This window comes from Aeromonas sp. R2-2 (assembly GCF_040908355.1).
Taxonomy (GTDB): domain Bacteria; phylum Pseudomonadota; class Gammaproteobacteria; order Enterobacterales; family Aeromonadaceae; genus Aeromonas; species Aeromonas veronii.
In genome coordinates this window covers 1-24,302 of sequence record NZ_JBFODQ010000038.1, presented here as the reverse complement: position 1 = coordinate 24,302, position 24,302 = coordinate 1, and the positions used below count along the sequence as shown (strand labels likewise).

The window sequence follows — 24,302 nt, the reverse complement described above, 5'->3', positions numbered from 1 at the left end:
ATCGGCCGCGCCCTTTATTCCCGCTCTTTTGGTAGCCCTTCGATATCGAGGAAGGCGACGACCCGCTCTCGCTCCCTCAGGGTGTCCTGATAGCCCAGCTTGATCAGCTGCTGACAATAACCCGGATAGAACATCAAAAAGCTGGCCAGACTGCTGGTCTCATCCCCCTTCACGCCCAGCACCCGCAACAGGCGGCGCAACTTTAGCGGCAGTTTGCGCAGGTAGGCTAGTGCGATGGTGTCGAGATCCTGACTCGGTTTCAGCACACAGGTCTCCACCCGTTTCAGCTTGAGGCGATTGCGTTCCCGCTCAGGGATAAGATCCAGAGTCTGGTTGATGCGCCACAGCCGCTCCAGATCGGAGTTGAGAGTGTCGGTAAAGACGGTATCGAGCAGATGGCTGGCGATATTGGAGCTGGTGAGATGGCCGTGGTGATGGGTCGGCGCCGAGTGCTCAGGCGGATCCAGGGTGATCAGCAGGATCCGCTCCGCCCCCAGATGGATGGCGGGGCTGAGCGGGCTCAGCTGGTGGATGGAACCGTCGCCGTAGAATTTCTCGCCGATCCGGGTGGCCGGAAAGACAAAGGGCAACGCCGAGGAGGCGAGCAGATGCTCAGATGTAAGCACGGTGCGCACCCCGCGCCGTCTGGCCCGCTCCCACGGATGGTGGTCGGCCCGCCCCTGAAAGAAGGTGGTGGAGAGGCCGTCATCGTAATCCGACGCCGTGATGGCCAGCGCCTCCAGACTGCCGTAGAGGATGTTGTCATCGATGCGGTGATAGTCGATGAGCTGATCCAGCAGGCGGTGCAGCGGCGCGTTGTCAAAGAGGTGAAAGGCGTGGTTGGTGTGGGGATTGATCAGCCCCGCCGACCCTTCGTACATCAACCGCCACAGCAGGCGCCCCGGGTGAAAATCGAAGATGTGGTGGGTCTCGAAGCGGCGCCAGACCCACTCCAGCTTGCGCACCCCCAGATGGAAGCAGGAGGCGTAGCAGGCGAGCGCGGTGACGTTGATGGCCCCCGCCGAGGTGCCACACAGGATGGGAAAAGGGATGCCGAGATTGCGCGGGTAGAGCTCCGCAATCGCCTTGAGAGCGCCGACCTGATAGGCGGCGCGAGCACCGCCACCGGTGAGCAACAACGCTGTATTGGGTCTGGCCATATGCTGGCGCCTTATCGTGTTCTGACAAGAATGTTCCCACTGACAAGTTAACTATAAAGCGCTGTATCAAATATAAAAACGGGCGCTCGCCCGTTTTTTCATGGCCCCATGTCAAAGGGCGCGGTGAGGATTTTCCGGCCGAGCCAGCTGATCGAAGGCGGCGAATACCGGGGCGCTGGCGAGGATGCGACCGTGGCCCAGACCCCGGGTGCTCACCAGCCGGGTATGACCATCCTGACTGGCCCGCAAGGAATCGCCGTGCGGGGCAAATCTGTCCTCCTCGTCGTGCACTATCATCGCCGCGCCGCTGCGACTGGCGAGGCGACCCAGCGGATCGACCGTGCTCAAGGGGTGCTGGTACTCTTGCTCAATCTCCTTGACCACCGCATCAAACAACCGGATGGAGTAGCCGGAGCGCGCCACCATGCCGTAGAGCTGGGGCACATAGTCGAGCACCGGTGAAATCAACAGCAGCGGCAGGGTATCGATACCCGGCTGACGGCTGGAGAGAGTGACGGCGCCTCCCATGCTATGGGCGATGACGCCGTGCAGCGGGCCTGCTTCGCTGGCCAGCTTGGTCGCCAGCTCGTCGAAGGCGCGTACGAAGCGGGGCAGGTGGCCAGTGTTGCCTGCGCTCTGGCCGTGGGCCGGATGATCGTAGGCAATGGCGGTGAAACCCTGCGCGGCGATATGGCTCATCAGTGGGTAGAACTGGCTGGCGCTGCCGGACCAGCCGTGCATCAGCAGCCACAGCGGCCCCTGACCGAGCCGATAGCTCATCAATACCCCTTCGCTGGTATGGACGGCCTGCTTCACCAGACCGGCAGGTTCGTGGCCACCCCGCTGGTTGCGCTGGGGGGTGAGCAGCAACTTGCTAGCGGTACGCTTGGCATGGGTGGGGGCGAGTCTGTGGTGCAACCGGGTGCCTATCCCCAGCAGCCATTTGCTCGGGCTGAAGCGGCTGGTGTTGAAGTAGATCTTGCTGCTCATGGTCATCCTGTGGTTTTTATGTGCGAACGGTCGTGCTTTTTTGTCGGTTTTTAAAAATTAGTGTTGAACGGATGCCAAAACATCAGCGCCAGCTGCTCAGCAGAGCGTCCACCTCGGGCCAGAAGTGGCGGGCCGGATCCTGACACAGTTCGAGATCGTTGAACACCTGATCCGCCAGATAGAGGCCATAGAGACGGTAAACGGCGCGCCAGGGATCCATCTCCCGTCGCCACTCGCCTGCGGCCTGACCTTGCATTACCTGACGGGCCAGATAGTCGAGCCAGAAGCGCACCAGTTGCCGGGCAGCTTGCTGCACCAGGCTCTTTTGCTCATGGCCATCCTGCGCCGAGGTCCAGGCGTCGAGGAACATGCAGCGTCCGGCGAAGCAGTGGTTCCACGCCTGCCAGGCACGCAGCAGGGCGATCAGCTTGTCATGCTGGCTCTGGTGCTCCTGCTGGCGTACCGGCTGGATCACCCGCAGCCGAAACACTTCGGCGGCGTACTCCAGCACGGAGATCTGCAGATTGTCGCGGGATTGAAAGTGGGCAAACAGGCCGCTTTTCGACATTTCGCAGGCGCTGGCCAGCGAGCCTATGGTCAGGCTCTCCAGCCCTTGCTGGCTCGCCTGCTCAAAGGCAGTCTGCAAAATGTTTTCCCGGGTCAGGCGCCCCTTGCTCATCACTCTCTCCTCGTTGGCGCTGGCAGCATAAAGTACGATCGTGCTAATTGTCGAGCAACAAATAGCCAGCATGGCTGGCTATGTCGTCTCGTGCGTGTCACTGCGCGCGGGTTTCAGCTCTCCTTGATATCGAGCTGTTGCAGGGCGATGACTGCCTGAGTGCGGTTCTTGACGCCCAGTTTTCTGAAGATGGCGGTGATATGGGCCTTGATGGTGGCCTCGGAGACGTTGAGCTCCCAGGCGATCTGTTTGTTGAGGCTGCCATCGCGCAGCATGATCAGCACCTTGTATTGCTGGGGGGTGAGGCTGGCCAGCTTGCTGGCGAAATCGGGGCCATCTTCCGATTCGGGATGGAGCGAGATGCCTTCCGGCACCCAGTTATCCCCCCCGATCACCGTATTGAGGGCGTTGACCAGCTCCTTCATCGGCACCGATTTGGGAATGAAGCCGAGCGCCCCGAGCCGCAGAACCTGCTGGATGATGGCCGCATCTTCCGAGGCGGAGACCACCACTATGGGCAGGTCGGGATATTGGCCGCGCAGGTGGGCCAGCCCCTCGAAGCCATTGGCCCCCGGCATCTTGAGATCGAGCAGCAACAGGTCAACTTCGGGGTGCTCGCCGAGCAGGCTGGTCAGGCTGTCGATGGAGTCCGCTTCCAGCAATTGAGCGTCGTTGATGGCCATGTGCACCGCTTGGTAAAGGGCGCCCCGAAACAGGGGGTGGTCATCTGCGATGACGATGGTAAATTGGCTGTCCATATTTCGGTTAATGGCTCACATTGTTGCTAACTGATTGTTTTGAAAAATCAAACTAGCATCGCTCACCAAGAGGGTCAAACCCGCCGGTGCGCAAATGTGAAGCGACCATCGGATGTTTTGCCATCAAGGGCAGGCAGGCCGGTCGCAGGCAACTCATGCAGGAGGCAACAGATGGGATCCTTGGTATTGGCGGTGGGCACCGGCTCCACCTGGGCTATGCGGGCGGCACTGGTGCTCGCCATGAGCGGGTTGATGTGGCAGGAGCAGGTGTTCGATCTGGAAGATGCCAAGTCGCTGGCGCGGCTCAAGCGGCTGGCACCGGCCGGTCTGGTGCCTTGGCTCGAACACGATGGCGTGCGGGTTCACGACTCGCTGGCCATCGCCGAATATGTTCACGAGCTCTGTCCCGACCGTCAGCTCTATCCCGTTTCGCTGGCCGAGCGGGCACTGGCTCGCAGCCTCTGCGCCGAGCTGCACGCCGGATTTCGGCAGATCCGTTCTCTGCTCCCCTTCTTTCTTGGGGCGCCAACCCGTATCGATCCCCCGGTGGAGGCGGTCGGTGAGCTGGCCCGTTTGCAGGAGATCTGGTCGCAGGCGCGGGGCCCCTTCTACTTTGGCGAGGCGGGCATTGTCGATGCCTTCTATGCGGTGATGGCCTATCGGCTGGCCAGCTACGGCATCCTGTTGCCCGGTCAGGCCGGAGCCTATCAGCAGGCGCTGCTCTCTTGGCCTCTGTGGCAGGAGACCCTGCTCAAGGCGCGGTTGCAGTGGCCGGTGGCGGCGCGCCAGTCACAGTGAGCCTTGGCAGATAGATAAACGAGAGAGGGGAGCCAGTGGCTCCCCTCTCTGTTGCTGGTGAATGTGGCTCAAGAGTTACTTCTGCCGACCGGCAAAGACCACCACCACCTTGTCATCCCCCTTCTCCCGCACGAAGGCGTAGGGTGCATCCGAGAGTTTCTGGTGACTGCCTGCCGCAATAGCCGGATGGGCGGCGCGGAACTGGCCCAGTTGCTGCCAGTGCTTGACTAGCTCAGCCTTGTCTCCGCTGGCCAGCTCCTGCCAGTTCATGTCCGAGCGCAGCGCCTGATCGAACACCCCGCCATCCTTGGCGAGCCCCCGGCCGGACTCGTCGCCGTAGTAGAGCTGGATACCGCCCGGCAGCAGCATAAAGCTGTTGGCGACCCGGCGCTGTAGCGGCACATCCTGATAGTCGCCAAAGAACAGCTTGGTGTCGTGGGAGCTGATGTAGCTCAACACGTTGAACTCGGGATCCTGATTGATGCGGCTGGCGTAGCTGGCATGGGTGGGCTCGGCGCTGGCCATGCACTGGGCCTGTGACAGTGCGAACTCGCGCTGATAGTCGAAGTTGATCAGGGAATCGAAACCGTTCTGATACCAGAAATCCTTGGCCACCCCGTGATCCCACACCTCGCCCACCATGTAGAAGGGCAGATCGTCGAGGGCCTTGCTCGGGTTCGCAGTCTTCCACTCCTTGAGCGCAGCGGTGCCCGCCTGCTTGAGCTTGGCCCACACTTCGGGCTCCAGATGCTTGACTGTGTCGGCGCGGAAGCCGTCGATACCAAAGCGGCGCACCCAGTCGGTGTGCCAGGCGATGAGATAGTCACTCACGGTAGCGTCGGGCTGCGCCTTGGCGAGGGTATCTTTTTTCGCCGCCAGCAACGGCGGCAGCCCTACCGGTTTGGCCGATTCGGTCAGAAAGTCCGGCAGGCCCGCCACCGAGCCGGTGACATCGTCGGTGCCGGGCTGCGGGTAGCCGGGCAGACCGGCGCGCACCCAGTCACCACTCCACCACTTGTTCCACGCGGGTGATTGATAGTCGATGAACTGGTTGTAGCCATGCCAGTTAAGGCCGCCGCTCGGGCGCCACTGGTTCCAGACGGTCGGCAGTTTGCCGCTGTTCTGGGTCAGTTCGGTGAGCCCCAAATCCTGCAAGTCGGCGAGGGTGGCGTAACCGGCGTGGTTCATCACCACGTCGAGGATGATCCGCATGCCGCGCTTGTGGGCCTCGTCCACCAGGGTTTTCAGGCTCTCTTCATCGCCGTAGTTGGGGTCAATCTTGGTGAAGTCGAGCGCCCAGTAGCCGTGGTAGGCGTAGAAGGGGAAGTTGCCCTGCTCACCACCGCCGATAAAGCCGTGAACCTGCTCCACCATGGGGGTGATCCAGATGGCGTTCATGCCGAGGCTCTTGATGTAGTCGAGCTTCTCGGTCAGCCCCTTGAAGTCGCCGCCGTGCCAGGTGGCCACCTCATCCTGTCCATCCTTCTGGCGGCCGAAGCTGTGGTCGTTGGCGGGGTCACCATTGTGGAAGCGATCGGTCAGCAGAAAATAGACGCTCGCCTGATCCCAGCTGAATGGTGCTGGCTTGGCTGCCTTGACCGGCTCGAGCAGCAGCAGGCCGCCGCTCTCTTTGCTCGGGGTCAGGGTCAGTTTGCCCTGTTTGACCACCGCCTCCTGTTTCGAGTAGGCATCCCTCAGTCGGGTACCCTCGGGCCAAACCCCTTTCAGGGATACCGTGACCGGGCCGCCATCCCAGCTGATGCAGGGCTCTTGTGGTGGCTGGCGTTTGAATTCGCTTTTCTTGGTCGCCCGCAGCACCTTGAGGCTGGGGGTATCCGGGTTGAAGGTGAACTGATACTCCCCGGCCAGCATCACCCGAAGGGTAAAGCTCTGATCCTTGCTGCATTTGTCCATGGGCTGGGCGGTGCCGAAGGGGAGCGGCTTGCTCTCGCTCGGGCCAAAGCTGGTACCGCAACTATTGTCTGCGTCGCTGATGCGGATCTGGTGGCTCCCCTTGGCAAGGGTGTGGGTCAGCTCCACAGTGCCCTTGTCCAGCGAGATCGGGGTCGCCACCGGCTGACCATCCACATAGAGGTGAACCTCGGAAGCGGCCATCGCCTGTTGGGTGAACAGAGGGGCGGCCAGCAGGGCGAGCCAGAGAGGGGATAAGTGATGAGCACGACGCATAAGCCATTCCTTGAGCAGGGCAGTTCGGACAAGGGCCCATTCTAGGAGCAGCAAAGCGCGCCTTGGATCGGCAAAATGCCGATTTGTGACATCAGTTCAAATGGTTACGTTTTCAAGCCGAGGAAAGTGTGACGGAGAGGTGGTGGGATGCTTTGTCGATAAAAATAGCGGCCATAAAAAATGCCGGTCAGGTGACCGGCATTTGGGGTGTCAGGCATCGTCGTCACATCAGACGGTGAAGAACTTGAAGTTGACGAAGGCCACCGCGATGAAAGAGGCCACCATGCCGCTGATACAGAGCACTGCTGGGCGGATGGCGGGCCAGCGATGGGTCAGCAGAATGATGGCCAGCAGGGTCGGGTAGAGCCCGAACATATAGCGCGGCATGGCGTTGAGGCCGGTCATCAGCGGAATGGTGCAGCAGATGAACATCAGGGTCGCTTCCGCCCAGCGCTTCTGGCTGAACAGGTAGCCGTTCAGACACCAGCCGAAGATCACCATGATGGAGAGGTAAGCCTTGCGGCCGCCCAGCTCGAAACCGCTCAGCCACCAGTCCAGCGGGCTGTCCATATAGCGACCCCACGCCACCTGAATGTGCTTGAAGGCAAAGGCATCGCCGGTCAGATGATAGAGGTAGACCATGTAGGCGAACAGGCCAAACGGGATCATCCAGAGGGTGAACACCACCTTGAAAGCACGCTCGGTAAAGCGGAAAAATTCCCGCCAGCCGTAAGCTTGCAGCGCCAGGATCAGCACCGGGAAGACCATCATCACCCCCAGGTTGCGAGTGGCGGAGATACCGACCCCCAGCACGGCCACCATCAGCCACTGCTCCCGATAGGCGAACAGGAACATCCCCAGCATCAGCGCCATAAAGGTCGACTCGGTATAACCGGAGACGAAGTAGGCGGAGAAGGGGGAGAAGGCGAGCAGCCAGACGCCGAAGCGGGCGGTATCGTCACCCAGCTTGAGCTGACGCAACACCAGCAGCATCAGCGGTAAACTGGCGAAGAAGGAGAGGTTGGTAACAATGATGAGGCCGATCAGGCTCTCGACATTGAACAGGTTGGAGATGGCACCGGAGACCATCGGATAGAGCGGCATAAAGGCCCAGTTGGCCGCATTGCCCTTGCTCAGCCAGCGCGGGTAGAGATCGTAGCCGTTCTCGATGATGCGCTGGAACCAGACGCAGTCGAACTGACAATAGGCCTGCAGCGGGCCGATGTCGGGGGAGCCATAGAGCTGGACACCGAAGTAACCCATGCCATACAGCGCCACCCGGCTCAGCATGAAGGCGGCGATGATCATCAGCCAGTCACGACCGCTGATGCGCAGTGACGGGCGATAGGGGAGTGCAGCCCCGGTTAGCGGGGCAGTATTGGTCATATCATTCATCAGGCAAAAACCCAGACGCGAGAGAGAACGTAAGTGAGGACGGTAACGGTCAGGGTGGCGATGACCACCGGCAGCAGACCGGAGAGCCCCGCAAACAGCAGGCCGCTCAGGATCAGGTTACGCACCGCCAGCGAGAAGAGGGCGACCAGCAGAAACTTGCTGGCGGCTCCCTGCTTCTGGAAGGTGATGTAGCGGTGACCAAAGAAGGAGAACCAGAACGCGATGGCAAAAGCCAGCGTGGTAACCAGGTGCTCCGAGATGGTGGGCCAGGTATGAAACAGTGCGATGGAGGTGCCAAGGTCGACGAGGGTAGCCCCCCCGCCGACAAAACCGAAACGTACCAGCCGCCAGAATTCCTCGCGGGAGATCATTGAGGCGCTTGCTCCTGCTGCTCTTGCGGGTTGCTGTCAGCGCTCTGCGGTTTGGCCGCATCCTGCTTGGCATACTGGCCATAGACCCCTTCAATGAGGTAGACCGGGCGCTGTTTCACTTCCACGAACATGCGGCCGATGTACTCGCCGATGATGCCGAGCGACAACAGCTGGATACCGCCGAGGAACAGCACTACAGACATCAGGGAGGCGTAACCGGGCACGTCGATGCCGAAGAAGATCACCTGGGTGATGATTTTCAGGATATAGAGGAAGGCAACCAGCGAGACGCTGACCCCCACATAGCTCCAGACCCGCAGCGGCCAGCTGGAGAAGCTGAGCAGACCGTCGAGGGCGAAGTTCCACAGTTTCCAGTAGTTGAATTTGGTTTCACCGGCGTGACGGGCCGGGCGCTCGTAGGGGACGCCAACGGCACGGAAACCGGCCCAGGCAAACAGACCCTTCATGAAGCGGTTGCGTTCCGGCAGCAGCTTGATCGCCTCGACCACGCGACGGTCGATCAGGCGGAAGTCACCGGCGTTTTCCGGCAGCTTGGTGCTGGTGGAGAGGGCGTTGAAGAAGCGGTAGAAGCCGCCGGCAGTCAGGCGCTTCATCGGGGTATCGGCGCTGCGATCGACGCGGATGCCGTAGACGGTGTCATAGTCACCGGTCTGCCACAGTTTGACGAACTCCAGGATCAGGGCGGGCGGGTCTTGCAGATCCACGTCCATCGGCACGATAGCATCCCCTTTGGCCTGATGCAGACCGGCGGTCAGGGCCGCTTCTTTACCGAAGTTGCGTGCCAGGTTGACCAGGGTCACGCGCGGGTCACGGGCGATGGCCTGTTCGACCACTTCACGGGTGCGGTCACGGCTGCCATCGTTGACGAATACAATTTCAAGCTGGTCTTTCAGCGGGGCCAGTTCGTTGTCTATCGCGTTGATGAAGGCATCGATGCTCTCTTCCTCGTTGTAAACGGGAACGACCAGAGAGAGTCGAAAATCTGGATGCGACATAAGAACGTCCTTATTTGGGATAGTTGTTTTTATAAAATGGTATTCGGGGCAAGGATCACTGGGCTACGGTCAAACGTACCGACTGCACATTGATAGGAGTAGGTGCCGAGAGCGCCAGAAAATTGGGGCGCTTGGGATCTGCCGTGAGCGAGTCACCGGGCAGACTGAGGCGGATTTCGTTGATGCCCGCTTTGGCCAGTTTCACCGTAGTGGTGAAGTCGTGACCCAGCGCCACTTTCAACAGAGCGCCGGCTTCCGGGCTGTTGATGCGGGCCTGTACGGTAAGCTGATCCGGATTGGCCGCCTGCTTGGGCAGCACAAAGTAGAGACCGCCCTGACCGCTAAGCAGGGTACCTTCGTCGCTCGGCTTCTTGGCCCAGCCTTCGCTGGAGAGGAAGCGGCTCGGCTTGGTCAGATTGAGTTCGTTACCAGGCTGATAGGTCATGCTGGAGTTGTGTTCCCAGAAGCGGGTCTTGCCTTCCAGATAATAGAGTTTGTAGGCCAGGCTCACGTTGGGGTGAGCAGCCAGATAGAGGGTGTAAAGATAAAAACCGCTTAACGCCAGAATGGCAGTCAAAAAACCGAACTTTTTGTACGTCATATCACTCTCTATGCCTGACAGAATGGGTAGGCCGATGTCGCGCATATGCTAATCCAATTGCAAAAAAAGCATAGTGGATCACAAAAAAATATTTGGTCACATATTAACCCCTTTTTACCCCTGTTCCAAACGTTGCTGTTTCCCGGTTAAACAGGTCTGGCGGGGCGCAGGTTGCCAGTAGTGCTCCGGCAGGGCAATTGGCAAATAGAAGCGCTTTGCTGCGTCATTTTCTAGCGGATGCGATAGTCATCTGGCTTCTATCGCCATTTTGCAGGGGGCGATTTATGATGACTCACTTATTCGTCAAGGATGACATATGAAGTGGCTCTCTTGCTGTCTGTTGCTTGGATTATGGGCGCCAATGGCATTGGCCAGGGCCCTGTGTCCCGAGCCCATTCAGGTCGGTTACGATAACTGGCCCCCCTACCATTATTACGAAGCCGACTCACCGCAAGAGGTGCGCGGTTATGCCGCCGAGGTGCTGACGGCTGTGCTCACTTCCATGCACTGCAAGGTCAACTATGTGGAGCTGCCCTGGAAGCGGGTACTTCACGAAATGGAGTATGGCGAAATAGATATGGCGATGGAGGCGAATATCAATGATGAGCGCGCCCGTTATGCCTGGTTTTCCGACTCCTACAACCCGGGACGCACCTTGCTGTGGATCCGCAAGGGCAGCCACTATCCCGAACAGGATCTGACGAGCTGGCTGGCCAGTGGTTACTCCCTCGGCGTTACCAAAGAGTACTTCTATGGTGAGGAAGTGATGTCGCTGCTCGCTCGCTATGCCAAACAGGTGAGTGCGGTGAGCGACCAGCAAAATTATGAGAAGCTGGCCCGCGGGCGGATCGACGGTTTTCTCGGTGACATGCTGGCTACCCCCAGCGCCCTTAACAAGGAGGGGATGAGCGGTCTGTTCACCAGTCACCCCATGGTGGTATCTGAATCGCCGAGCTTCTTTATGTTGGGCAAGCGCAGCTTTTCGCCGCAGTTCTTGCAACAATTTAATCAGGCGTTGGCGCGGTTCAAGGAGACAGATGCGTATGACATTATCTGGCAGCGTTATGCCCCCGGGCGCTAGCAAAGTATTGGCCGTTCACGCATCATGAGCGGCCTGAGCATCGGGTCTGCTTGTCAGGCCCGACAGAGTGAACAAACCGTTTTGAGGTACCCATGGGGATGAAGTATTGGCTGGCCCTTGCCAATCTGGTGTGGCTGGGATGTTTGCCCGCTGGCGCGGTACATGCGACCGAAGCACAAGTTGTGGTGGCGGCCAGTGAAACCGGACACGACTGGTATCAGGGCAGTCAGGCCGAACAGGCCCGTGTCGAGCTGGAGCAGCAGTTGCAAGAGGCTGTGCTTGCTCAGCTGCATCCCGATTTTTTCACGCTGTGGAAGCGCCTGCAGGCCACCCCTGCAGACAAGCGTGGCGCCATCTATGACGATATTTTTACCAAGCTGAGCCGTTTCCAGCACGCCTGGCGGGGGATGGATCTGGTCTCGCGCGAGCAGATGAAGACTCTCAAGCTCGATTTGAACCGCCCTGTGGTGACCCAGCCCAGCGATGATGACCTGCTCACCCAGGTGAAATCCCTGCGCCCCCAGGTGGCAGAATACGAGGCGGTGCGGGCCAAAGTGCACAAGCTGCTGGCGATGCCGATGGCCAGCAAGTGGCCGACCCTCGATATGCCAACCCTGCGTGCCGGAGAGAGCTCCGCCGAGCTTGGCCAGATCCGCGCCATGCTCAACGAGCTGGGCGACAGCGCCCCGAGCCATGGTGATCAGATTTACGATGGTGATACCGAGCAAGCCATCAAGCAGTTCCAGCGTCGTCACGGTCTCACCGCGGACGGCATCATCGGCCGTCAGACCCGCTCCTGGCTCAATACCGGCCCGCAAGTGCGCGCCAGCCTGCTGCTGCGTAACCTGTGGCGTCGCGATCTGGTGGATCAGCTCGCCGGTGGCCGCTACGTGCTGGTCAATATTCCCGACTACCGTCTGAGCGTGGTGGAGTCCGGCAACGAGGTGTTTACCAGCCGGGTCATCGTCGGCAAGGAGCAGCGCGCCACTCCCATTCTGGCCAGCGAAATTCGCTCCATCGTGCTCAATCCCTCCTGGCATGTGCCGCGCTCCATCCTGAGCAAGGACATCCTGCCCAAGCTGGGTCGCGATCCCGCCTATCTGAGTCGTGAGCAGTTCGAGGTGATCGACAGCGAGGGCAATCCGGTCCAGTTCACCGAAGAGGGGTGGCATCAGGCGCTGGCCGCCGGTTTCCCCTATCGCCTGCGGCAAAAGCCGGGGGATCACAATGCCCTGGGGCGCTACAAGTTCTACCTGCCCAACAATGACGCCATCTATCTGCACTCCACTCCGCGCAAGGCGCTGTTCGAGCAGGGGGCGCGCGCCTTCAGTTCGGGCTGCATCCGGGTGGAGCATGCCGACGATCTGGCCGAACTGTTGCTGGCGGACTCCCGCTATCAGCCGGACAAGGTGGCCAATATCCTCAAGGAGAGCCAGACCAAATGGTTGCCGCTCACCACGCCTATTCCGGTCTTTACCGTCTACTGGAGCAGCTGGATCGACGAAAATGGTCGCCAGCAACTGCGTAACGACATCTACGGATTTGATCGGGTCAGCTTCCAGAGCCGCCTGCTGTGATCCCTGCCACAGAGTGAAAAGCCCGGCCTGTGCCGGGCTTTTCTATGGGTGATTGAGGTTTGACAGGGCCCCCCGCCGGAGGGTAGTTTCAAGCGCCTGTATCACATTCAGTCAGTGATCTTATTCAACTATTTTCGCTTGAATCTGCGATGGACGAACCCCTTATGCTGGAACAAGAGATAAGTCGACGTCGCCTGTTGCTGGGAGCCGGTTGCCTGCTGGGCAGCTCGCTGATCTCCTTCCCTGCACTGGCCAGCCGCAGTACCACCGGGCGTGAACTCAGTTTCTTCAATCTCAATACCGGCGAGCGGGTGCGCGCCAGCTATTGGGAAAATGGCCACTATCTGAGCGACGGGTTGGCCGAGCTCAACCACATCTTCCGTGATTACCGGCGCAACGAAGTGTTCAACATCGACAAGAAGCTGTTTGATCAGCTGTTCCTGTTGCAGCACAAGCTGGGTCGGCGCAGCGAAATTCAGCTGATCTCCGGCTATCGCGCACCGGCCACCAATCGCCAGAAGCGTCACAAGAGCCGCGGCGTGGCCAAACACAGCTACCACACCCTGGGGCAGGCGGTGGATGTGCGGATCCCCGGCGTACAGCTGGCCCATCTGCGCAAGGCGGCGCTCCAGCTCAAGGTGGGTGGGGTCGGTTACTATCCCCGTGATAACTTCGTTCACCTCGATACCGGCCCGGTGCGCAGCTGGTAAAGGGGTTGGCAAGCTGCCAAGCTCTTCCCACCAGAGAGGAGATAGCGATGAAAAAGATAGTGATTGGCGGCCTGATCGCCCTGTTGTTGACCGGTTGTAGCAAGCTCAACCGTGAAAATTACGACCAGTTGAAGATGGGGATGAGTTACGCCGAGGCCAGTACCATTCTGGGCAAGGCGGAGCGCTGTGATGATGCGCTGGGCACCACCAGCTGCCTCTGGGGCGGGGAAGGGAAGAACATCAAGATCCGCTTTATCGCTGACAAGGCGACATTCTTCAGCTCGGAAGGGATTAACTGAGTCGCAGAACGTCCATGAAAAAAGCGCCACTCGGGCGCTTTTTTGTTGCTCGCAATCCAACCCGCTTAGCCAGAAGCTGGCGTACTCAATGGGTCGCGTACTGGTAGTTGAAAGTGGGCAGACCCCACTTGAAGCGTACCGCCAGCAGCCGCAGCACAAAGCCGATTCCGATGGAACCGAACGCGGCCCAGTTGGTCGGCAAGCCCTGATCCAGCGCCAGACAGTAGAGGGCTGCGGTGATCAGCGAAATGGCTGCATAGAGCTCGCGACGAAATACCAGTGGAATCCGTTGGCAGAGCAGATCCCGCAGCACCCCGCCAAAGACTCCGGTCACCACCGCCATGATGCAGGCAATACCGGCGCCGTGGCCCATATCCAGCGCCCGGGCCGCACCGAAGATGGAGAAGACCACCAGTCCCAGGGCATCAAGGGCCATGAACAGCTTGCCGAGGTAGCGCATCAGGGGGGCGGAGACCACACCCGCCATCGCGGCTGCGGCAACCAGCAGCACATATTCCGGATGTTCAATCCAGAGCAGCGGATAGTGGCCGAGCAGCACATCGCGGATGGTGCCACCACCGATGGCCGTCGCCGAGGCGATGATCACCACACCAAACAGATCCATCCGTCGCCGACCCGCGGCCAGCGCGCCGGTCATCCCTTCGGCCACCAGGCCCACCAAGAAGAGTGCATGTAACATGAGATATCCCAGGGAACGAGAAAGGCCAGAATCCTACCAACTCGTGTCATATGGGACAAGCTATCGAATGCATGCATTAATTTAATTCATGCTAAATGCGAAAAAGGCACCGTTTCGGGTGCCTTTTTCTAATCAATGTTCAAGGATTAGCGCCCCAACTGCTCTTGCCGGTAGTGATCGACCCACATGGCGGTGGCACCACAGATGGCGACCGGCATCACGAAGAGGTTTACCACCGGAATGGCGGAGAAGAGGGTCACCAAAGCGCCGAAGCTGAGGCACTTGCCACGGCGTTGCTTCAAGGCGTCACGCATGGTGATGAAGTCGATCTTGTGGTTGTCGAACGGATAATCCACATACTGGATCGCCATCATCCAGGCGCTGAACAGGAACCAGAGCACCGGCGCCAGGGTCTGGCCCACCACCGGGATCAGAAACAGGATCAGGCAGCCAATGGCCTTGGGCAGGTAATACTTCAGCTTGGTCCATTCGCGGCCGAAGGTGCGTGGCACATCCTTGACGATATCCAGCATGCCGCTGTCATTGGCGGGCTGACCGGTGAGGATCTGCTCCACCTTCTCCGCCAGCAGGCCGTTGAAGGGGGCGGCTACCCAGTTGGCAACCGAGCTGAAGATAAAGGAGAAGACCACAAGTATGGTGATGAGGGCGATGGGCCACAGCAGGTAGTCCAGCCAGTCGAGCCAGGCGGGGATCTGCTGATGGAGCCAGGCGAACAGGCCGTCCAGTTGCAGCAGCAGGGCATAGAAGGCCCCGGCAAACAGCACGAAGTTGACCAGCAGGGGGATCAGCACAAAGGTGCGGATGCCCGGTTGGCGAATGAGGGAAAAACCGCGCAGAAAGTAGTCTGCACCGCTGATTGAATCTTTGACCATATGGGGTGATTGGCTCATGTGAGCTCCATCTATGCATGGGAGAACTGCCAGCATATTACAAACAAGCCTTTGATTTGGTAAAGTCGCCGACTATTCCTTATTTCGTGCCGTGGCGACTGAAAATCGGGCATTGAATGGGGATGATGCCTGCATATTACAAACAAAGCCGGGTCTGGATTTGGTAAAATCGCCTGCCCGCCTCCTCTTTATTTAGCCACTGATACAGGTCGCCATGCGTCTGAAACTGATCAAACTCGCCGGCTTCAAGTCGTTCGTCGAGCCGACCCGCATCGAACTGTCGGCAGATATGACTGCTGTGGTTGGCCCCAACGGCTGTGGCAAATCCAACGTGATCGACGCGGTGCGCTGGGTGCTGGGGGAGAGCTCGGCCCGCCATCTTCGCGGCGAGAACATGACCGATGTCATCTTCAACGGCTCTATCAATCGCAGTGCGCACGGGCGCGCCTCGGTCGAGCTGGTGTTCGACAATCCCCATAACCGGGTGCCCGGCGAGTTCGGCCGCTTTACCGAGATTTCGGTGCGCCGCGAAGTGCTGCGCGACGGCTCCAACCACTATCAGATCAACGGCCAGAAGTGCCGCCGCAAAGATGTGACCGACCTCTTCCTCGGCACCGGTCTTGGCCCCCGCAGTTACGCCATCATCGAGCAGGGCACTGTCAGCCGACTGGTGGAGTCACGTCCGGCCGATCTCAAGCTCTTTATGGAAGAGGCCGCCGGGGTTTCCCGTTACAAGGAGCGGCGTCGCGAGACCGAGCAGCGCATTCGTCACACTCAGGAGAACCTGGAGCGCCTCGGCGATATTCGCGGCGAGCTGGGTTCGCGCCTTGACCACCTCAAAGCCCAGGCCGAAACGGCCGAGCGTTACAAACAGCTCAAGAGTCGTTCGCGCGCTGCTCGCGCCGAGCTGATTGGCTCCGAGTTGTGGGCGCTGGAGACGCGTCTTGGCGAGGCTAAAACCGAGCTGGCGCAGGCCGAGCAGGCGCTGGCGGCGCTCGATGCCAAGCGCACCGCCGATGAGGGGCGCCACGTCACCCTGTCGGTCGCCAGACAAGAGGCGCAAGCCGAGCAGGCGAGCCGTCAGCAACAGATTTTTCTCGGCGGGCAGGCCATCGCCCGCCTCGAACAACAGCAACTGCACCAGAGTGAACTGGGGCGCGACTGGCAGGCCCGTGCAGAGGCGCTGGGCGAGCGGATCGCCACTCGCAAGGCGCAGCTGGCCAGCCAGCAGGATCAACTGACCGAAGGGGTATTGCGCGCCGAGCAGGAGAGCGCGCGGCTGGAGCAGTGTGAGCAGTTGCTTACCGAGCAGCAGGAGGGTCGCCAGCAGGCCAGCGAGCAGCTGGAACAGGCTCGCTTGCGCCAGCAGCAGTGGCAGCAACAGTTGGCCGGGTTGCAGGGGCAGCTCAACCAGACCCGCACCCGGTTGGGTGGCCTGCAGGAGCTGCAAGCCAAGACCCGGCTGGCCCGCCTCAAGCTGGAAGATGAACGCGCTGGCCCCCTCGGCGCTGAGGCCGATGACCTACAACCGGCCCTCGATGCCCTGAGTGGTGAGCTGGAGCTGACGCGGGCGGCCAATGGCGAGCTGACCGAGCAGCTGGCGCAGGCGGTCGACGCCCATGAACAACTCAAGCAGCAGCATGGTCAGCAGTTGAGCCTGCAACGGGAGCTGGAGGCGCGGCTGACGACGCTGGATCAGATCCTCGGCGAGCAGATGGAAGGGGCGACCCTGGCGGATCGACTGCAGGTTGCTCCCGAATGGGCACAGGCACTCGACAAGGTGCTGGGTCGCTGGCTCACCGCAACGCCGGCGGACGAGTGCAATCTTGCGCAAGAGGGGCTCTGGATTGGCCCGGCGCAACCGGCGGTTGCCGGTACGCTGGCTGCGCAACTGGGCGGCGAGCACATTCCTGCCTTCCTCAATGCCATCTGGCTGGTGGAGAGCCGGGAGGCCGCATTGGCCCGCCAGCCAAGCCTTGCGGCCGGTGAGTCGGTACTGACTCCTGCTGGCGACTGGCTGGGGCCAAACTGGGCAGATTTGGGACAGGGCGCGGCGCTTGGCACCATGGCGCTGCTGGGTGAGCGTGAGCGGTTGCATACCGAGCAGGAGAAGGTTGTCGCGGGGCTGGCACAGCTGAGCGAGCAACTTGTGGCAGCCGATGCCCGGCGTGCCCAGCTTGCCAGTGCGCAGGAGTTGTCGCAGCGAACCTTGCGCGAGCAAGAGCAGAAATGGCAACAACTGCGCGAAGCCTGGAGCCTGCAACAGGGTCAGCGGCAGGAGCGGTTGCAGCGGCTCGGTCAGCTCGGCGAAGAGCTGATCCGGCTCGATCAGGAGCAGGCCGAAGAGGCAGAGCGACTGGCCAGCGCCCGTGAACAACTGGAACTCGATGAGGCACGCCTTGCCGAGTTGCAAGAGCTGGGGGAGCCGCTGACGCAAGGGTTGCTGGTTGCTCAGGAGCTGTTGACCCGCTGCGAGCGGGCGGTCGACGAGGCCCGTGTGCGCCGCGAGCAGCAACAAGCGACCTGCCAGCGTTTGCAACTGGAGTTGGGCAATCTGCGCCAACTCATTACCCTGGGCGAAGAGGAGTTGGCGAGGCTCGGGCTGGAGCTGGCCGGGCTGAAAGGGCCGGATAGCGAGGCAGTGCCGGATCTGGCGCCCCTGCTGGCCGAGCAGCGCAATCTGGAGGCGCAGCAGCTCGCCTGCCATCAACGGCTGGCGGAGCTGGAGCGCCAGTTGGGTGAGCTGGAACAGGCCAGAAGTGCCGATCACAAGCAGCTGGTGACGTTGCAGGAGAAGCTGGCAACCCTGCGTCTTGAGCGCGAACGCAACCTCACCCGTCGACAGGGGCTGCACGAGCAGTTCGAAGAGCTGGGGATTCGACTGGTAGATCTCGATCAGGCGGTGCTGATCGCCGCTGATCGCAGCAAGCTGCGGCAGGAGATCCAGACTCTGGAGGGGCAAGTGGAGGCGCTCGGCGCCATCAACCTGGCGGCGCTGGAGGAGTACGAAGAGGCGAAAACCCGGGCAACCTATCTTGAAAATCAGTGTCAGGATCTCGAGCAAGCGCTGGAAACCTTGAGCCAAGCCATTAAAAGAATTGATAAAGAGACACAAATACGGTTCCGGGACACTTTCGATAAGGTCAACGAAGATTTAAAATCCCTGTTTCCAAAAGTGTTCGGTGGGGGCAGTGCCTGGCTTGAGCTCACCTCCGATGATCTTTTGGAGGCCGGAGTGAGCATCATGGCGAGACCTCCGGGTAAGAAGAATGCTACCATTGCCCTGCTTTCCGGGGGGGAGAAGGCGTTAACCGCGCTTGCGCTGGTTTTTGCCATCTTCAGACTCAACCCAGCACCTTTTTGTCTGCTGGATGAGGTGGATGCACCGCTCGATGAAGTGAACGTCGGTCGCTTCTGTTCTCTTGTCAAAGAGATGTCGAGCACAGTACAGTTCGTTTACATCAGTCATAATAAGGTCTCCATGGAGATGGCTGAGCAGCTGGTTGGCGTCACGATGCAAGAGCCCGGGGTTTCTCGCATTGTGTCGGTCGATATCGGTGAAGCCGTCGCTTTGGCTGAGCAAAACTAGAAAGAGAAGCAGCTAATGCAGGAATTGCGTTACATCTTGGTTGCCCTGGGCGGTATTGCTATTGCGGCATTGCTCATTCACGGGTTGTGGAGCAACAAAAAGAATCGTCAGGCACCGATCAAAGAGAAACCGATTGGACGGATGGACTCCAAGTCGCGGGATCGTGATAACGACGCCTTCGACAGCGATGGCATCGGCCAGGTACGCGTGGTCAGTGGTGGCCGTCGTGCCGAGCCCAAGCTGCGCAGTGAAGAGAGCCGCCAGCCGGAACTCGGTCGTCGCCCTGCCGTCCCCGCCTTTGATGATGAAGATGACGAGGACGATCTGCCGCCGCCCGTAGTGCGCAAGCCTGCTGCCCGCCCGGTTCCGCCGCCTCCTGTCTATGAAGAGGAGGAAGCGTTCGACGAACCGCTGCCCGAGGAGATCGACGAGGCGCCCGCCGCGCCGGTGCGCAAACCTGCTCAGGTCAATCGTCGTACCCCGGTCTACCGTTCCCGTCCCCAGCGCGAGCCCATGATGCAGTCGCTTGACGACGAGCCGCTGGTCGAGCCCGCTTACGCGACCGCCCCGACTTTTGGTGCCCGTGCAGAGACAGTCCGTACCGCCGACACCGTTCGTGCTGAACCGGTGCGTGCTCCCGAGCCGGAATATCAGCCGCAGCCCCGTCATGTGGCTCCCGAGCCTGTGTATGAAGAGCCTGCCTATGTGGCACCTGCTCCTGTGGTGGAAGAGCCGCGCATGGCGCCCCAGCCGGTCGAGAAGATCTGGCAGGATGTCTATGTCATCAACCTGATGGGCCGTCCGGGTCACGACTTGCAAGGTGCAACCCTGCTCTCATCCCTGATGGCGCTGGGCTTCAAGTTTGGCGAGATGGATATTTTCCACCGTCACGAAGATCCCAACGGCAAGGGTGAAGTGCTCTTCTCCATGATCAACATGGTCAAGCCTGGCACCTTCAATCCGTACCGGATGGAACAGTTCACCACGCCGGGCGTGTCGCTCTTCATGCAGCTGCCGCTGCGCAGCAATGCCGCGTTTGCCTTCGAGGACATGCTGCAGGCTGCCGATCAGCTGGCCAGCGATCTCGATGCCATGCTGACAGATATGGATCGCAGCCCGCTGAGCGACGAGACCATTGCCCGTTACCGTCACGAGCTGGCTGCCTACGAGGCCAGTCGCGACTAATACGCCATGCGGGTCGAGTGAAGAAAAAGTGCGGTACCCTGGTACCGCATTTTTGTTTCTACCCCGGCCGTATGTTCAATCACACTTCGAGACTTTTTCATGAGCGACACCCTCTCCCGCCACCGTCAATTGTGTGAACTGCTTACCGAATATGGTCACCAGTACTATGTGCTGGATAACCCCACAGTGCCGGATGCTGAATACGATCGCCTGATGCGCGAACTGATCGCGCTGGAGGCTGACCACCCCGAGCTGAAAACCCCGGCTTCCCCGAGCGTGCGGGTCGGCGGTCAGCCGTTGACCGCCTTCAAACAGGTGCGCCACGAAATCCCTATGCTGAGTCTGGACAACGTCTTTAGCAGCGAAGAGTTGCAGGCGTTCGAACAACGGATGAGCGATCGCCTCAAGCGTGACGTGCGTTTCACCTTCTGCTGCGAGCCCAAGCTCGATGGTCTGGCGGTGAGCTTGCTCTATGTAAATGGTCAGCTGGTGCAGGCGGCCACCCGGGGCGATGGCGCCACCGGTGAGGAGATCACCGAGAACGTGCGTACCATCAAGGCCATTCCGCTCGCCCTGCGTGGCACTGGCTGGCCAGAGCGGCTGGAGGTGCGTGGCGAAGTCTTTATGCCCAAGGCAGGTTTTGAGGCGATGAACGCCAAGGCACTGGCCGCGGGCGAGAAGGTGTTCGTCAACCCGCGCAACGCCGCCGCCGGCAGCCTGCGTCAACTCGACTCACGCATCACCGCCAGCCGTCCCCTGAGCTTTTACGCTTACGGTATCGGTGTTGGCGGCGAGCAACTGGGCGACTCCCACTTTGGCCGTCTCACCCAGCTCAAGGAGTGGGGGCTGCCGCTCAGTCCAGAGGTGAAGCTCAAAGAGGGGGCCGCCGGTTGTCAGGCGTTCCACGACGACATTCTGGCCCGCCGTGGCGAGCTCCCTTACGAGATCGACGGCGTGGTCTACAAGGTGGATGCCATCGCTCTGCAAGAGGAGCTCGGCTTTGTGGCCCGCGCCCCGCGCTGGGCGACCGCCCACAAGTTCCCGGCGCAGGAGGAGATGACTCTGCTTGAGAACGTCGAGTTTCAGGTTGGCCGTACCGGCGCCGTGACCCCGGTCGCCAAGCTAAAACCGGTGTTTGTCGGCGGCGTGACTGTCTCCAACGCGACTCTGCACAATGCCGACGAGATCGAGCGCCTTGGCGTCATGGTCGGCGATACCGTGATCGTGCGCCGGGCAGGGGACGTGATCCCGCAGATCGTCGCCGTAGTGGAGGCGCTGCGCCCTGTTGATGCGCGCGAAATTCTCTTCCCGACCGAGTGTCCGGTCTGTGGCTCTGCGGTCGAGCGGCTGGAAGGGGAAGCGGTTGCCCGCTGCTCCGGTGGCCTGTTCTGCGAGGCGCAGCGCAAGGAGGCGATCAAGCACTTCGCCGCCCGTCGCGCCATGGATGTGGACGGCCTTGGCGACAAGATTGTCGAGCAGCTGGTAGACAAGGGGCTGGTGAAGACTCCCGCCGATCTGTTTAGCCTCAACGCCATCCAGCTGGCCGGTCTTGAGCGGATGGGGCAAAAATCGGCCCTCAATCTGGTAGCCGCCATCGATGCGGCGCGCAGTACCACCTTGCCGCGCTTCCTGTTTGCTCTGGGGATCCGCGAAGTGGGGGAGGCGACTGCGCTCAACCTTGCCAACCACTTCCTCACCCTGGATGCACTGCGCGCAGCATCGGTGGAGCAACTGCTCGACGTGGCCGATGTGGGTGATGTGGTGGCCAAGCATGTCTACTATTTCCTGCGTCAGCCCCACAACGTGGAGGTGCTGGAAGCCTTGCTGGCTGCCGGCATCCACTGGCCAGCCATCGAGAAGAAAGAGGCCGCGGAGCAACCCTTTGCCGGCAAGACCTTCGTGCTGACCGGCACCCTGACCACCTTGTCGCGCAACGACGCCAAGGCGGCATTGCAGGCGCTGGGGGCCAAGGTGGCGGGTTCGGTATCTGCCAAGACCGATGTGCTGGTCGCGGGGGAAGCGGCCGGTTCCAAGCTGACCAAAGCACAAGAGCTCGGCATTACCATCTGGACCGAAGAGGAGCTGCAACAGGCGTTGCAGGGCTGATTGCCCTCACCTAGCCTGCTAACCGCAGCACCCGATAAAAGCGAACCCGGCATGGCCGGGTTCTCTTTTTTTGTTTCGGCGGTCACTCACGCCAGAGGATCTTGTGGCGCCATTTGTCGGGTACTGTGAGCTGCCAGCGGGCCAGCTCGCTCTTGCTGAAGACATATTCGCCGCGCAGGGCTGCGCGGGGGGAGATGGTACGGGGCAGGGTGCCCGCCAGTATGGTGTTGATGAGGCTGGCTGCCTGTATCCCCTGATCGTGGCCGTCCAGCACCAGCCCACCGATGGCCATCCCCTTGCCGACGGTAAATTCCCAGAAACAGAAGAGCGGCACCGGCGTGTTGGCGCTGGTCCACTCCAGCACCGTCTTTTCGCTCACATGCTTGCCATTGTCATCGACCAGCGTGTGGTAGAGGCCGAGGAAGATTGCCTGATAGCCGTTCTTCTTGGCGTTGAGCACTGCCTCCTGCCAGAGGCTGTAATCCCCCATCAGCTGGCTGTTGATCCGGGTCTGACCGACCCGCAGCTCGGTCTGGGTCTTGAATTCATCCTCGATGGCAGTGAGGGCCACATTGCTGGAATCAAACAGCACCAGTGCCTTGTCGAGCCCCCCCATCATCTGGCTTATTTCGCTGATGTTGCGCTTGAGCAGGGGGCGCTCCAGCACGCCGGTGATCTTGGGGTGGCCGACAAAGCCCTTGAGGCGGGGGTTCTCGTTCATGCCGAGAAAGACCACTGGAGTGCCCAGCGAGGCGATCTCGTTGGCCAGATAGTTGATGGCGTTGTCATCCCCCAGTACTACCAGACCCGGTTTGCTCTTCAGATAAAAGGCGATGGCTTGCTGGGCTATTTCGTCGAACTTCTCCCGTGGATGGCGTTTGGTGTCCATATAGAAGTGAGTGATCTTGTGCTCCCCCTGCAAGCCATCGAGCAGCCCTTTGTTGTAGCTTTGGTCCCACAGGTATTCGGGATGGTAGCTGCTGATCACCAGAATGTTGGCAGCCCAGAGCGGCAGTGAGAGGGTGGATAGCAGTAGCAACAGCAGAGAGGTGCGCATGGGTTGTCCCTTGTCGAGGGGGAAAGAGTTCTTGTTCAGTATGGGCGGTTTTGGTTGACGCTGTCATCTCGAAACCGGTGCGGCGGGGGGCGATTTTTTTGGCTATGTCCCAATTACGTGTTGAAAGGCTAATCTTGAAGTAGGCCATCACCTTGAGGTCTGCCATCATGGATACCCCAGCCTTTCAACACCTGTTGTCTCTCTTTCCACTGCTTACCCTGCGCCAGCGCCGCGTTGCCCGGCAGGAGCTCATGGCGCCACATGCCATTACCTCGCTCAATACCCAGTTTCCTGCATGCAGTGGCTGCCCACATTGTCAGGCCGATGTCGCCGAGCTGGCGCCTTGGGGGTGGAGTCGGGGGCTGCGCCGCTACCGTTGCAAACAGTGTCTGCGCACAAGCTCCATCCTCACCAAGACGCCCCTGGCCAGATTGCGTAAAGCACAGTGCTGGGAAGACTACGCGCAAGCCCTCATCGAAGGACTGACCGTCCGCCAGGCCGCGCGGCGCTGTGGGGTCAGCAAAAACACCGCGTTCCTCTGGCGTCACCGCTTCTTGCGTGCCATGGCAGGCCATCAAGCCACACGGGAAGAGGGCATTGTTGAGGTTGATGAGACCTTCTTCCTTGAATCGTTCAAGGGGCAACGGGGACTGCCGCGTCCGCCAAGGCATCGTGGTGGTAAAGGTCGAACCCGTGGAACCGGGTCGGATTACATCCCTGTGATGGTGGTGCAGGACCGTGCTGGCCACCATGCGGATTTTCAGCTGGAGCAGATAAATGCCGAGACGGTCATCGCGGTGTTGAAGCCGTTGGTGTCAGCGGATGCGGTGTTGTGTAGCGATGGTGCGGGTGTGTATGCGAGTTTTAGCAAAGTGCATGGAGTGACTCATCAAGTAGTGCGCAATCGCCAGGGCGAACGGGTGGTCGGTGCGTATCACATCCAGCACGTGAACGGGTATCACCATCGGTTGAAAGAGTGGATGGAGCGGTTCCATGGAGTGGCAACGCACTACCTGAAGAACTACCTGGGTTGGCGCAGGATGCTGGAGCGTTACGGGAGGGGCGTGAATATCAAAGCGTGTTTGCATGAGGCGCTGGGGCACCCCATGCAACACGTAATTGGGACATAGCC

At 60.3% G+C, this 24,302-nt stretch carries 21 protein-coding genes; 9 read left to right on the top strand and 12 right to left on the bottom strand.

What is annotated here, in order from left to right; translation table 11 throughout:
• Positions 1-14 precede the first annotated feature (14 nt).
• The 4 genes from AB5Z09_RS07385 to AB5Z09_RS07370 form a co-directional block, all read right to left on the bottom strand.
• Positions 15-1,160, bottom strand: coding sequence for a patatin-like phospholipase family protein (locus AB5Z09_RS07385; protein ID WP_124929983.1), 1,146 nt, complete (start codon positions 1,158-1,160; stop codon positions 15-17).
• Between the two features lie 111 nt (positions 1,161-1,271).
• A complete protein-coding gene (locus tag AB5Z09_RS07380; protein ID WP_368194956.1) occupies positions 1,272-2,150 on the bottom strand; it encodes an alpha/beta hydrolase in 879 nt (292 codons plus the stop codon).
• A gap of 82 nt (positions 2,151-2,232) precedes the next feature.
• Positions 2,233-2,829 (bottom strand): TetR/AcrR family transcriptional regulator, encoded by a 597-nt coding sequence (locus AB5Z09_RS07375; RefSeq protein ID WP_368194955.1) that lies wholly within the window; start codon positions 2,827-2,829, stop codon positions 2,233-2,235.
• Between the two features lie 113 nt (positions 2,830-2,942).
• Entirely contained in the window at positions 2,943-3,587 is a 645-nt protein-coding gene (locus AB5Z09_RS07370; RefSeq protein ID WP_005338467.1) for a response regulator transcription factor, read from the bottom strand.
• Positions 3,588-3,758: 171 nt separating this feature from the next.
• On the opposite strand from AB5Z09_RS07370, the gene AB5Z09_RS07365 reads away from it, so the two are divergent.
• A complete protein-coding gene (locus AB5Z09_RS07365; protein ID WP_368194954.1) occupies positions 3,759-4,385 on the top strand; it encodes a glutathione S-transferase in 627 nt (208 codons plus the stop codon).
• 75 nt (positions 4,386-4,460) lie between these two features.
• On the opposite strand, the gene AB5Z09_RS07360 is transcribed toward AB5Z09_RS07365, so the two are convergent.
• The 5 genes from AB5Z09_RS07360 to AB5Z09_RS07340 form a co-directional block, all read right to left on the bottom strand.
• The gene (locus AB5Z09_RS07360) at positions 4,461-6,572 is read right to left on the bottom strand and encodes an alpha-amylase (protein WP_368194953.1); all 2,112 of its coding nucleotides are present in this window, start codon (positions 6,570-6,572) and stop codon (positions 4,461-4,463) included.
• A gap of 228 nt (positions 6,573-6,800) precedes the next feature.
• Positions 6,801-7,967, bottom strand: a complete 1,167-nt coding sequence (locus AB5Z09_RS07355; protein ID WP_265784131.1) for a hypothetical protein — start codon at positions 7,965-7,967, stop codon at positions 6,801-6,803.
• On the bottom strand, positions 7,967-8,338 hold the full coding sequence (locus AB5Z09_RS07350; RefSeq protein ID WP_005338463.1) for a GtrA family protein: 372 nt from the start codon (positions 8,336-8,338) through the stop codon (positions 7,967-7,969). The genes AB5Z09_RS07355 and AB5Z09_RS07350 overlap by 1 nt, the downstream gene beginning before the upstream one ends.
• Positions 8,335-9,354, bottom strand: coding sequence for a glycosyltransferase family 2 protein (locus AB5Z09_RS07345; RefSeq protein WP_058056731.1), 1,020 nt, complete (start codon positions 9,352-9,354; stop codon positions 8,335-8,337). Before AB5Z09_RS07345 ends, AB5Z09_RS07350 begins: the two co-directional genes overlap by 4 nt.
• A 55-nt stretch (positions 9,355-9,409) precedes the next feature.
• Entirely contained in the window at positions 9,410-9,955 is a 546-nt protein-coding gene (locus AB5Z09_RS07340; RefSeq protein ID WP_041202288.1) for a hypothetical protein, read from the bottom strand.
• A 316-nt stretch (positions 9,956-10,271) separates the two neighbouring features.
• On the opposite strand from AB5Z09_RS07340, the gene AB5Z09_RS07335 reads away from it, so the two are divergent.
• The 4 genes from AB5Z09_RS07335 (at position 10,272) to AB5Z09_RS07320 (ending at position 13,622) form a co-directional block, all read left to right on the top strand.
• Positions 10,272-11,036 (top strand): substrate-binding periplasmic protein, encoded by a 765-nt coding sequence (locus AB5Z09_RS07335; protein WP_368194952.1) that lies wholly within the window; start codon positions 10,272-10,274, stop codon positions 11,034-11,036.
• Between the two features lie 92 nt (positions 11,037-11,128).
• On the top strand, positions 11,129-12,613 hold the full coding sequence (locus tag AB5Z09_RS07330; protein ID WP_005358830.1) for a murein L,D-transpeptidase: 1,485 nt from the start codon (positions 11,129-11,131) through the stop codon (positions 12,611-12,613).
• A gap of 164 nt (positions 12,614-12,777) precedes the next feature.
• Positions 12,778-13,323 carry a DUF882 domain-containing protein gene (locus AB5Z09_RS07325; RefSeq protein ID WP_005338458.1) on the top strand — a complete coding sequence of 182 codons (546 nt, stop codon included), beginning with the start codon at positions 12,778-12,780 and terminating at the stop codon, positions 13,321-13,323.
• 47 nt (positions 13,324-13,370) lie between these two features.
• Entirely contained in the window at positions 13,371-13,622 is a 252-nt protein-coding gene (locus tag AB5Z09_RS07320; protein ID WP_005338457.1) for a hypothetical protein, read from the top strand.
• 85 nt (positions 13,623-13,707) lie between these two features.
• Here the strand turns inward: AB5Z09_RS07320 and AB5Z09_RS07315 are convergent, their stop codons facing one another.
• Together AB5Z09_RS07315 and cysZ are read right to left on the bottom strand one after the other, a co-directional pair.
• A complete protein-coding gene (locus AB5Z09_RS07315; RefSeq protein WP_005338456.1) occupies positions 13,708-14,322 on the bottom strand; it encodes a trimeric intracellular cation channel family protein in 615 nt (204 codons plus the stop codon).
• A 146-nt stretch (positions 14,323-14,468) separates the two neighbouring features.
• Complete coding sequence (gene cysZ, locus AB5Z09_RS07310) at positions 14,469-15,233, bottom strand: sulfate transporter CysZ (protein ID WP_005338455.1); 765 nt, start codon at positions 15,231-15,233, stop codon at positions 14,469-14,471.
• A gap of 214 nt (positions 15,234-15,447) precedes the next feature.
• Between cysZ and AB5Z09_RS07305 the strand changes: the two genes are divergently transcribed.
• From AB5Z09_RS07305 to ligA, 3 genes are all read left to right on the top strand, one after another.
• The gene (locus AB5Z09_RS07305) at positions 15,448-18,822 is read left to right on the top strand and encodes an AAA family ATPase (RefSeq protein WP_368194951.1); all 3,375 of its coding nucleotides are present in this window, start codon (positions 15,448-15,450) and stop codon (positions 18,820-18,822) included.
• 15 nt (positions 18,823-18,837) lie between these two features.
• Positions 18,838-20,007: a cell division protein ZipA gene (gene zipA / locus AB5Z09_RS07300; protein ID WP_040066671.1), complete on the top strand. Its 1,170-nt coding sequence runs from the start codon at positions 18,838-18,840 to the stop codon at positions 20,005-20,007.
• Positions 20,008-20,106: 99 nt separating this feature from the next.
• A complete protein-coding gene (gene ligA / locus AB5Z09_RS07295; RefSeq protein ID WP_368194950.1) occupies positions 20,107-22,113 on the top strand; it encodes an NAD-dependent DNA ligase LigA in 2,007 nt (668 codons plus the stop codon).
• 82 nt (positions 22,114-22,195) lie between these two features.
• Here ligA and AB5Z09_RS07290 read toward each other — a convergent pair whose 3' ends face one another.
• Entirely contained in the window at positions 22,196-23,170 is a 975-nt protein-coding gene (locus AB5Z09_RS07290; protein ID WP_368194949.1) for an ABC transporter substrate-binding protein, read from the bottom strand.
• 167 nt (positions 23,171-23,337) lie between these two features.
• On the opposite strand from AB5Z09_RS07290, the gene AB5Z09_RS07285 reads away from it, so the two are divergent.
• Entirely contained in the window at positions 23,338-24,300 is a 963-nt protein-coding gene (locus tag AB5Z09_RS07285) for an IS1595 family transposase (protein WP_368194921.1), read from the top strand.
• Positions 24,301-24,302: the final 2 nt, after the last annotated feature.

Bases quoted from the DNA above. Each gene is read 5' to 3' on its own strand.
- AB5Z09_RS07385 (WP_124929983.1), bottom strand. From the start codon at position 1,160: ATGGCCAGACCCAATACAGCGTTGTTGCTCACCGGTGGCGGTGCTCGC.
- AB5Z09_RS07380 (WP_368194956.1), bottom strand. From the start codon at position 2,150: ATGAGCAGCAAGATCTACTTCAACACCAGCCGCTTCAGCCCGAGCAAA.
- AB5Z09_RS07375 (WP_368194955.1), bottom strand. From the start codon at position 2,829: ATGAGCAAGGGGCGCCTGACCCGGGAAAACATTTTGCAGACTGCCTTT.
- AB5Z09_RS07370 (WP_005338467.1), bottom strand. From the start codon at position 3,587: ATGGACAGCCAATTTACCATCGTCATCGCAGATGACCACCCCCTGTTT.
- AB5Z09_RS07365 (WP_368194954.1), top strand. From the start codon at position 3,759: ATGGGATCCTTGGTATTGGCGGTGGGCACCGGCTCCACCTGGGCTATG.
- AB5Z09_RS07360 (WP_368194953.1), bottom strand. From the start codon at position 6,572: ATGCGTCGTGCTCATCACTTATCCCCTCTCTGGCTCGCCCTGCTGGCC.
- AB5Z09_RS07355 (WP_265784131.1), bottom strand. From the start codon at position 7,967: ATGAATGATATGACCAATACTGCCCCGCTAACCGGGGCTGCACTCCCC.
- AB5Z09_RS07350 (WP_005338463.1), bottom strand. From the start codon at position 8,338: ATGATCTCCCGCGAGGAATTCTGGCGGCTGGTACGTTTCGGTTTTGTC.
- AB5Z09_RS07345 (WP_058056731.1), bottom strand. From the start codon at position 9,354: ATGTCGCATCCAGATTTTCGACTCTCTCTGGTCGTTCCCGTTTACAAC.
- AB5Z09_RS07340 (WP_041202288.1), bottom strand. From the start codon at position 9,955: ATGACGTACAAAAAGTTCGGTTTTTTGACTGCCATTCTGGCGTTAAGC.
- AB5Z09_RS07335 (WP_368194952.1), top strand. From the start codon at position 10,272: ATGAAGTGGCTCTCTTGCTGTCTGTTGCTTGGATTATGGGCGCCAATG.
- AB5Z09_RS07330 (WP_005358830.1), top strand. From the start codon at position 11,129: ATGGGGATGAAGTATTGGCTGGCCCTTGCCAATCTGGTGTGGCTGGGA.
- AB5Z09_RS07325 (WP_005338458.1), top strand. From the start codon at position 12,778: ATGCTGGAACAAGAGATAAGTCGACGTCGCCTGTTGCTGGGAGCCGGT.
- AB5Z09_RS07320 (WP_005338457.1), top strand. From the start codon at position 13,371: ATGAAAAAGATAGTGATTGGCGGCCTGATCGCCCTGTTGTTGACCGGT.
- AB5Z09_RS07315 (WP_005338456.1), bottom strand. From the start codon at position 14,322: ATGTTACATGCACTCTTCTTGGTGGGCCTGGTGGCCGAAGGGATGACC.
- cysZ (WP_005338455.1), bottom strand. From the start codon at position 15,233: ATGAGCCAATCACCCCATATGGTCAAAGATTCAATCAGCGGTGCAGAC.
- AB5Z09_RS07305 (WP_368194951.1), top strand. From the start codon at position 15,448: ATGCGTCTGAAACTGATCAAACTCGCCGGCTTCAAGTCGTTCGTCGAG.
- zipA (WP_040066671.1), top strand. From the start codon at position 18,838: ATGCAGGAATTGCGTTACATCTTGGTTGCCCTGGGCGGTATTGCTATT.
- ligA (WP_368194950.1), top strand. From the start codon at position 20,107: ATGAGCGACACCCTCTCCCGCCACCGTCAATTGTGTGAACTGCTTACC.
- AB5Z09_RS07290 (WP_368194949.1), bottom strand. From the start codon at position 23,170: ATGCGCACCTCTCTGCTGTTGCTACTGCTATCCACCCTCTCACTGCCG.
- AB5Z09_RS07285 (WP_368194921.1), top strand. From the start codon at position 23,338: ATGGATACCCCAGCCTTTCAACACCTGTTGTCTCTCTTTCCACTGCTT.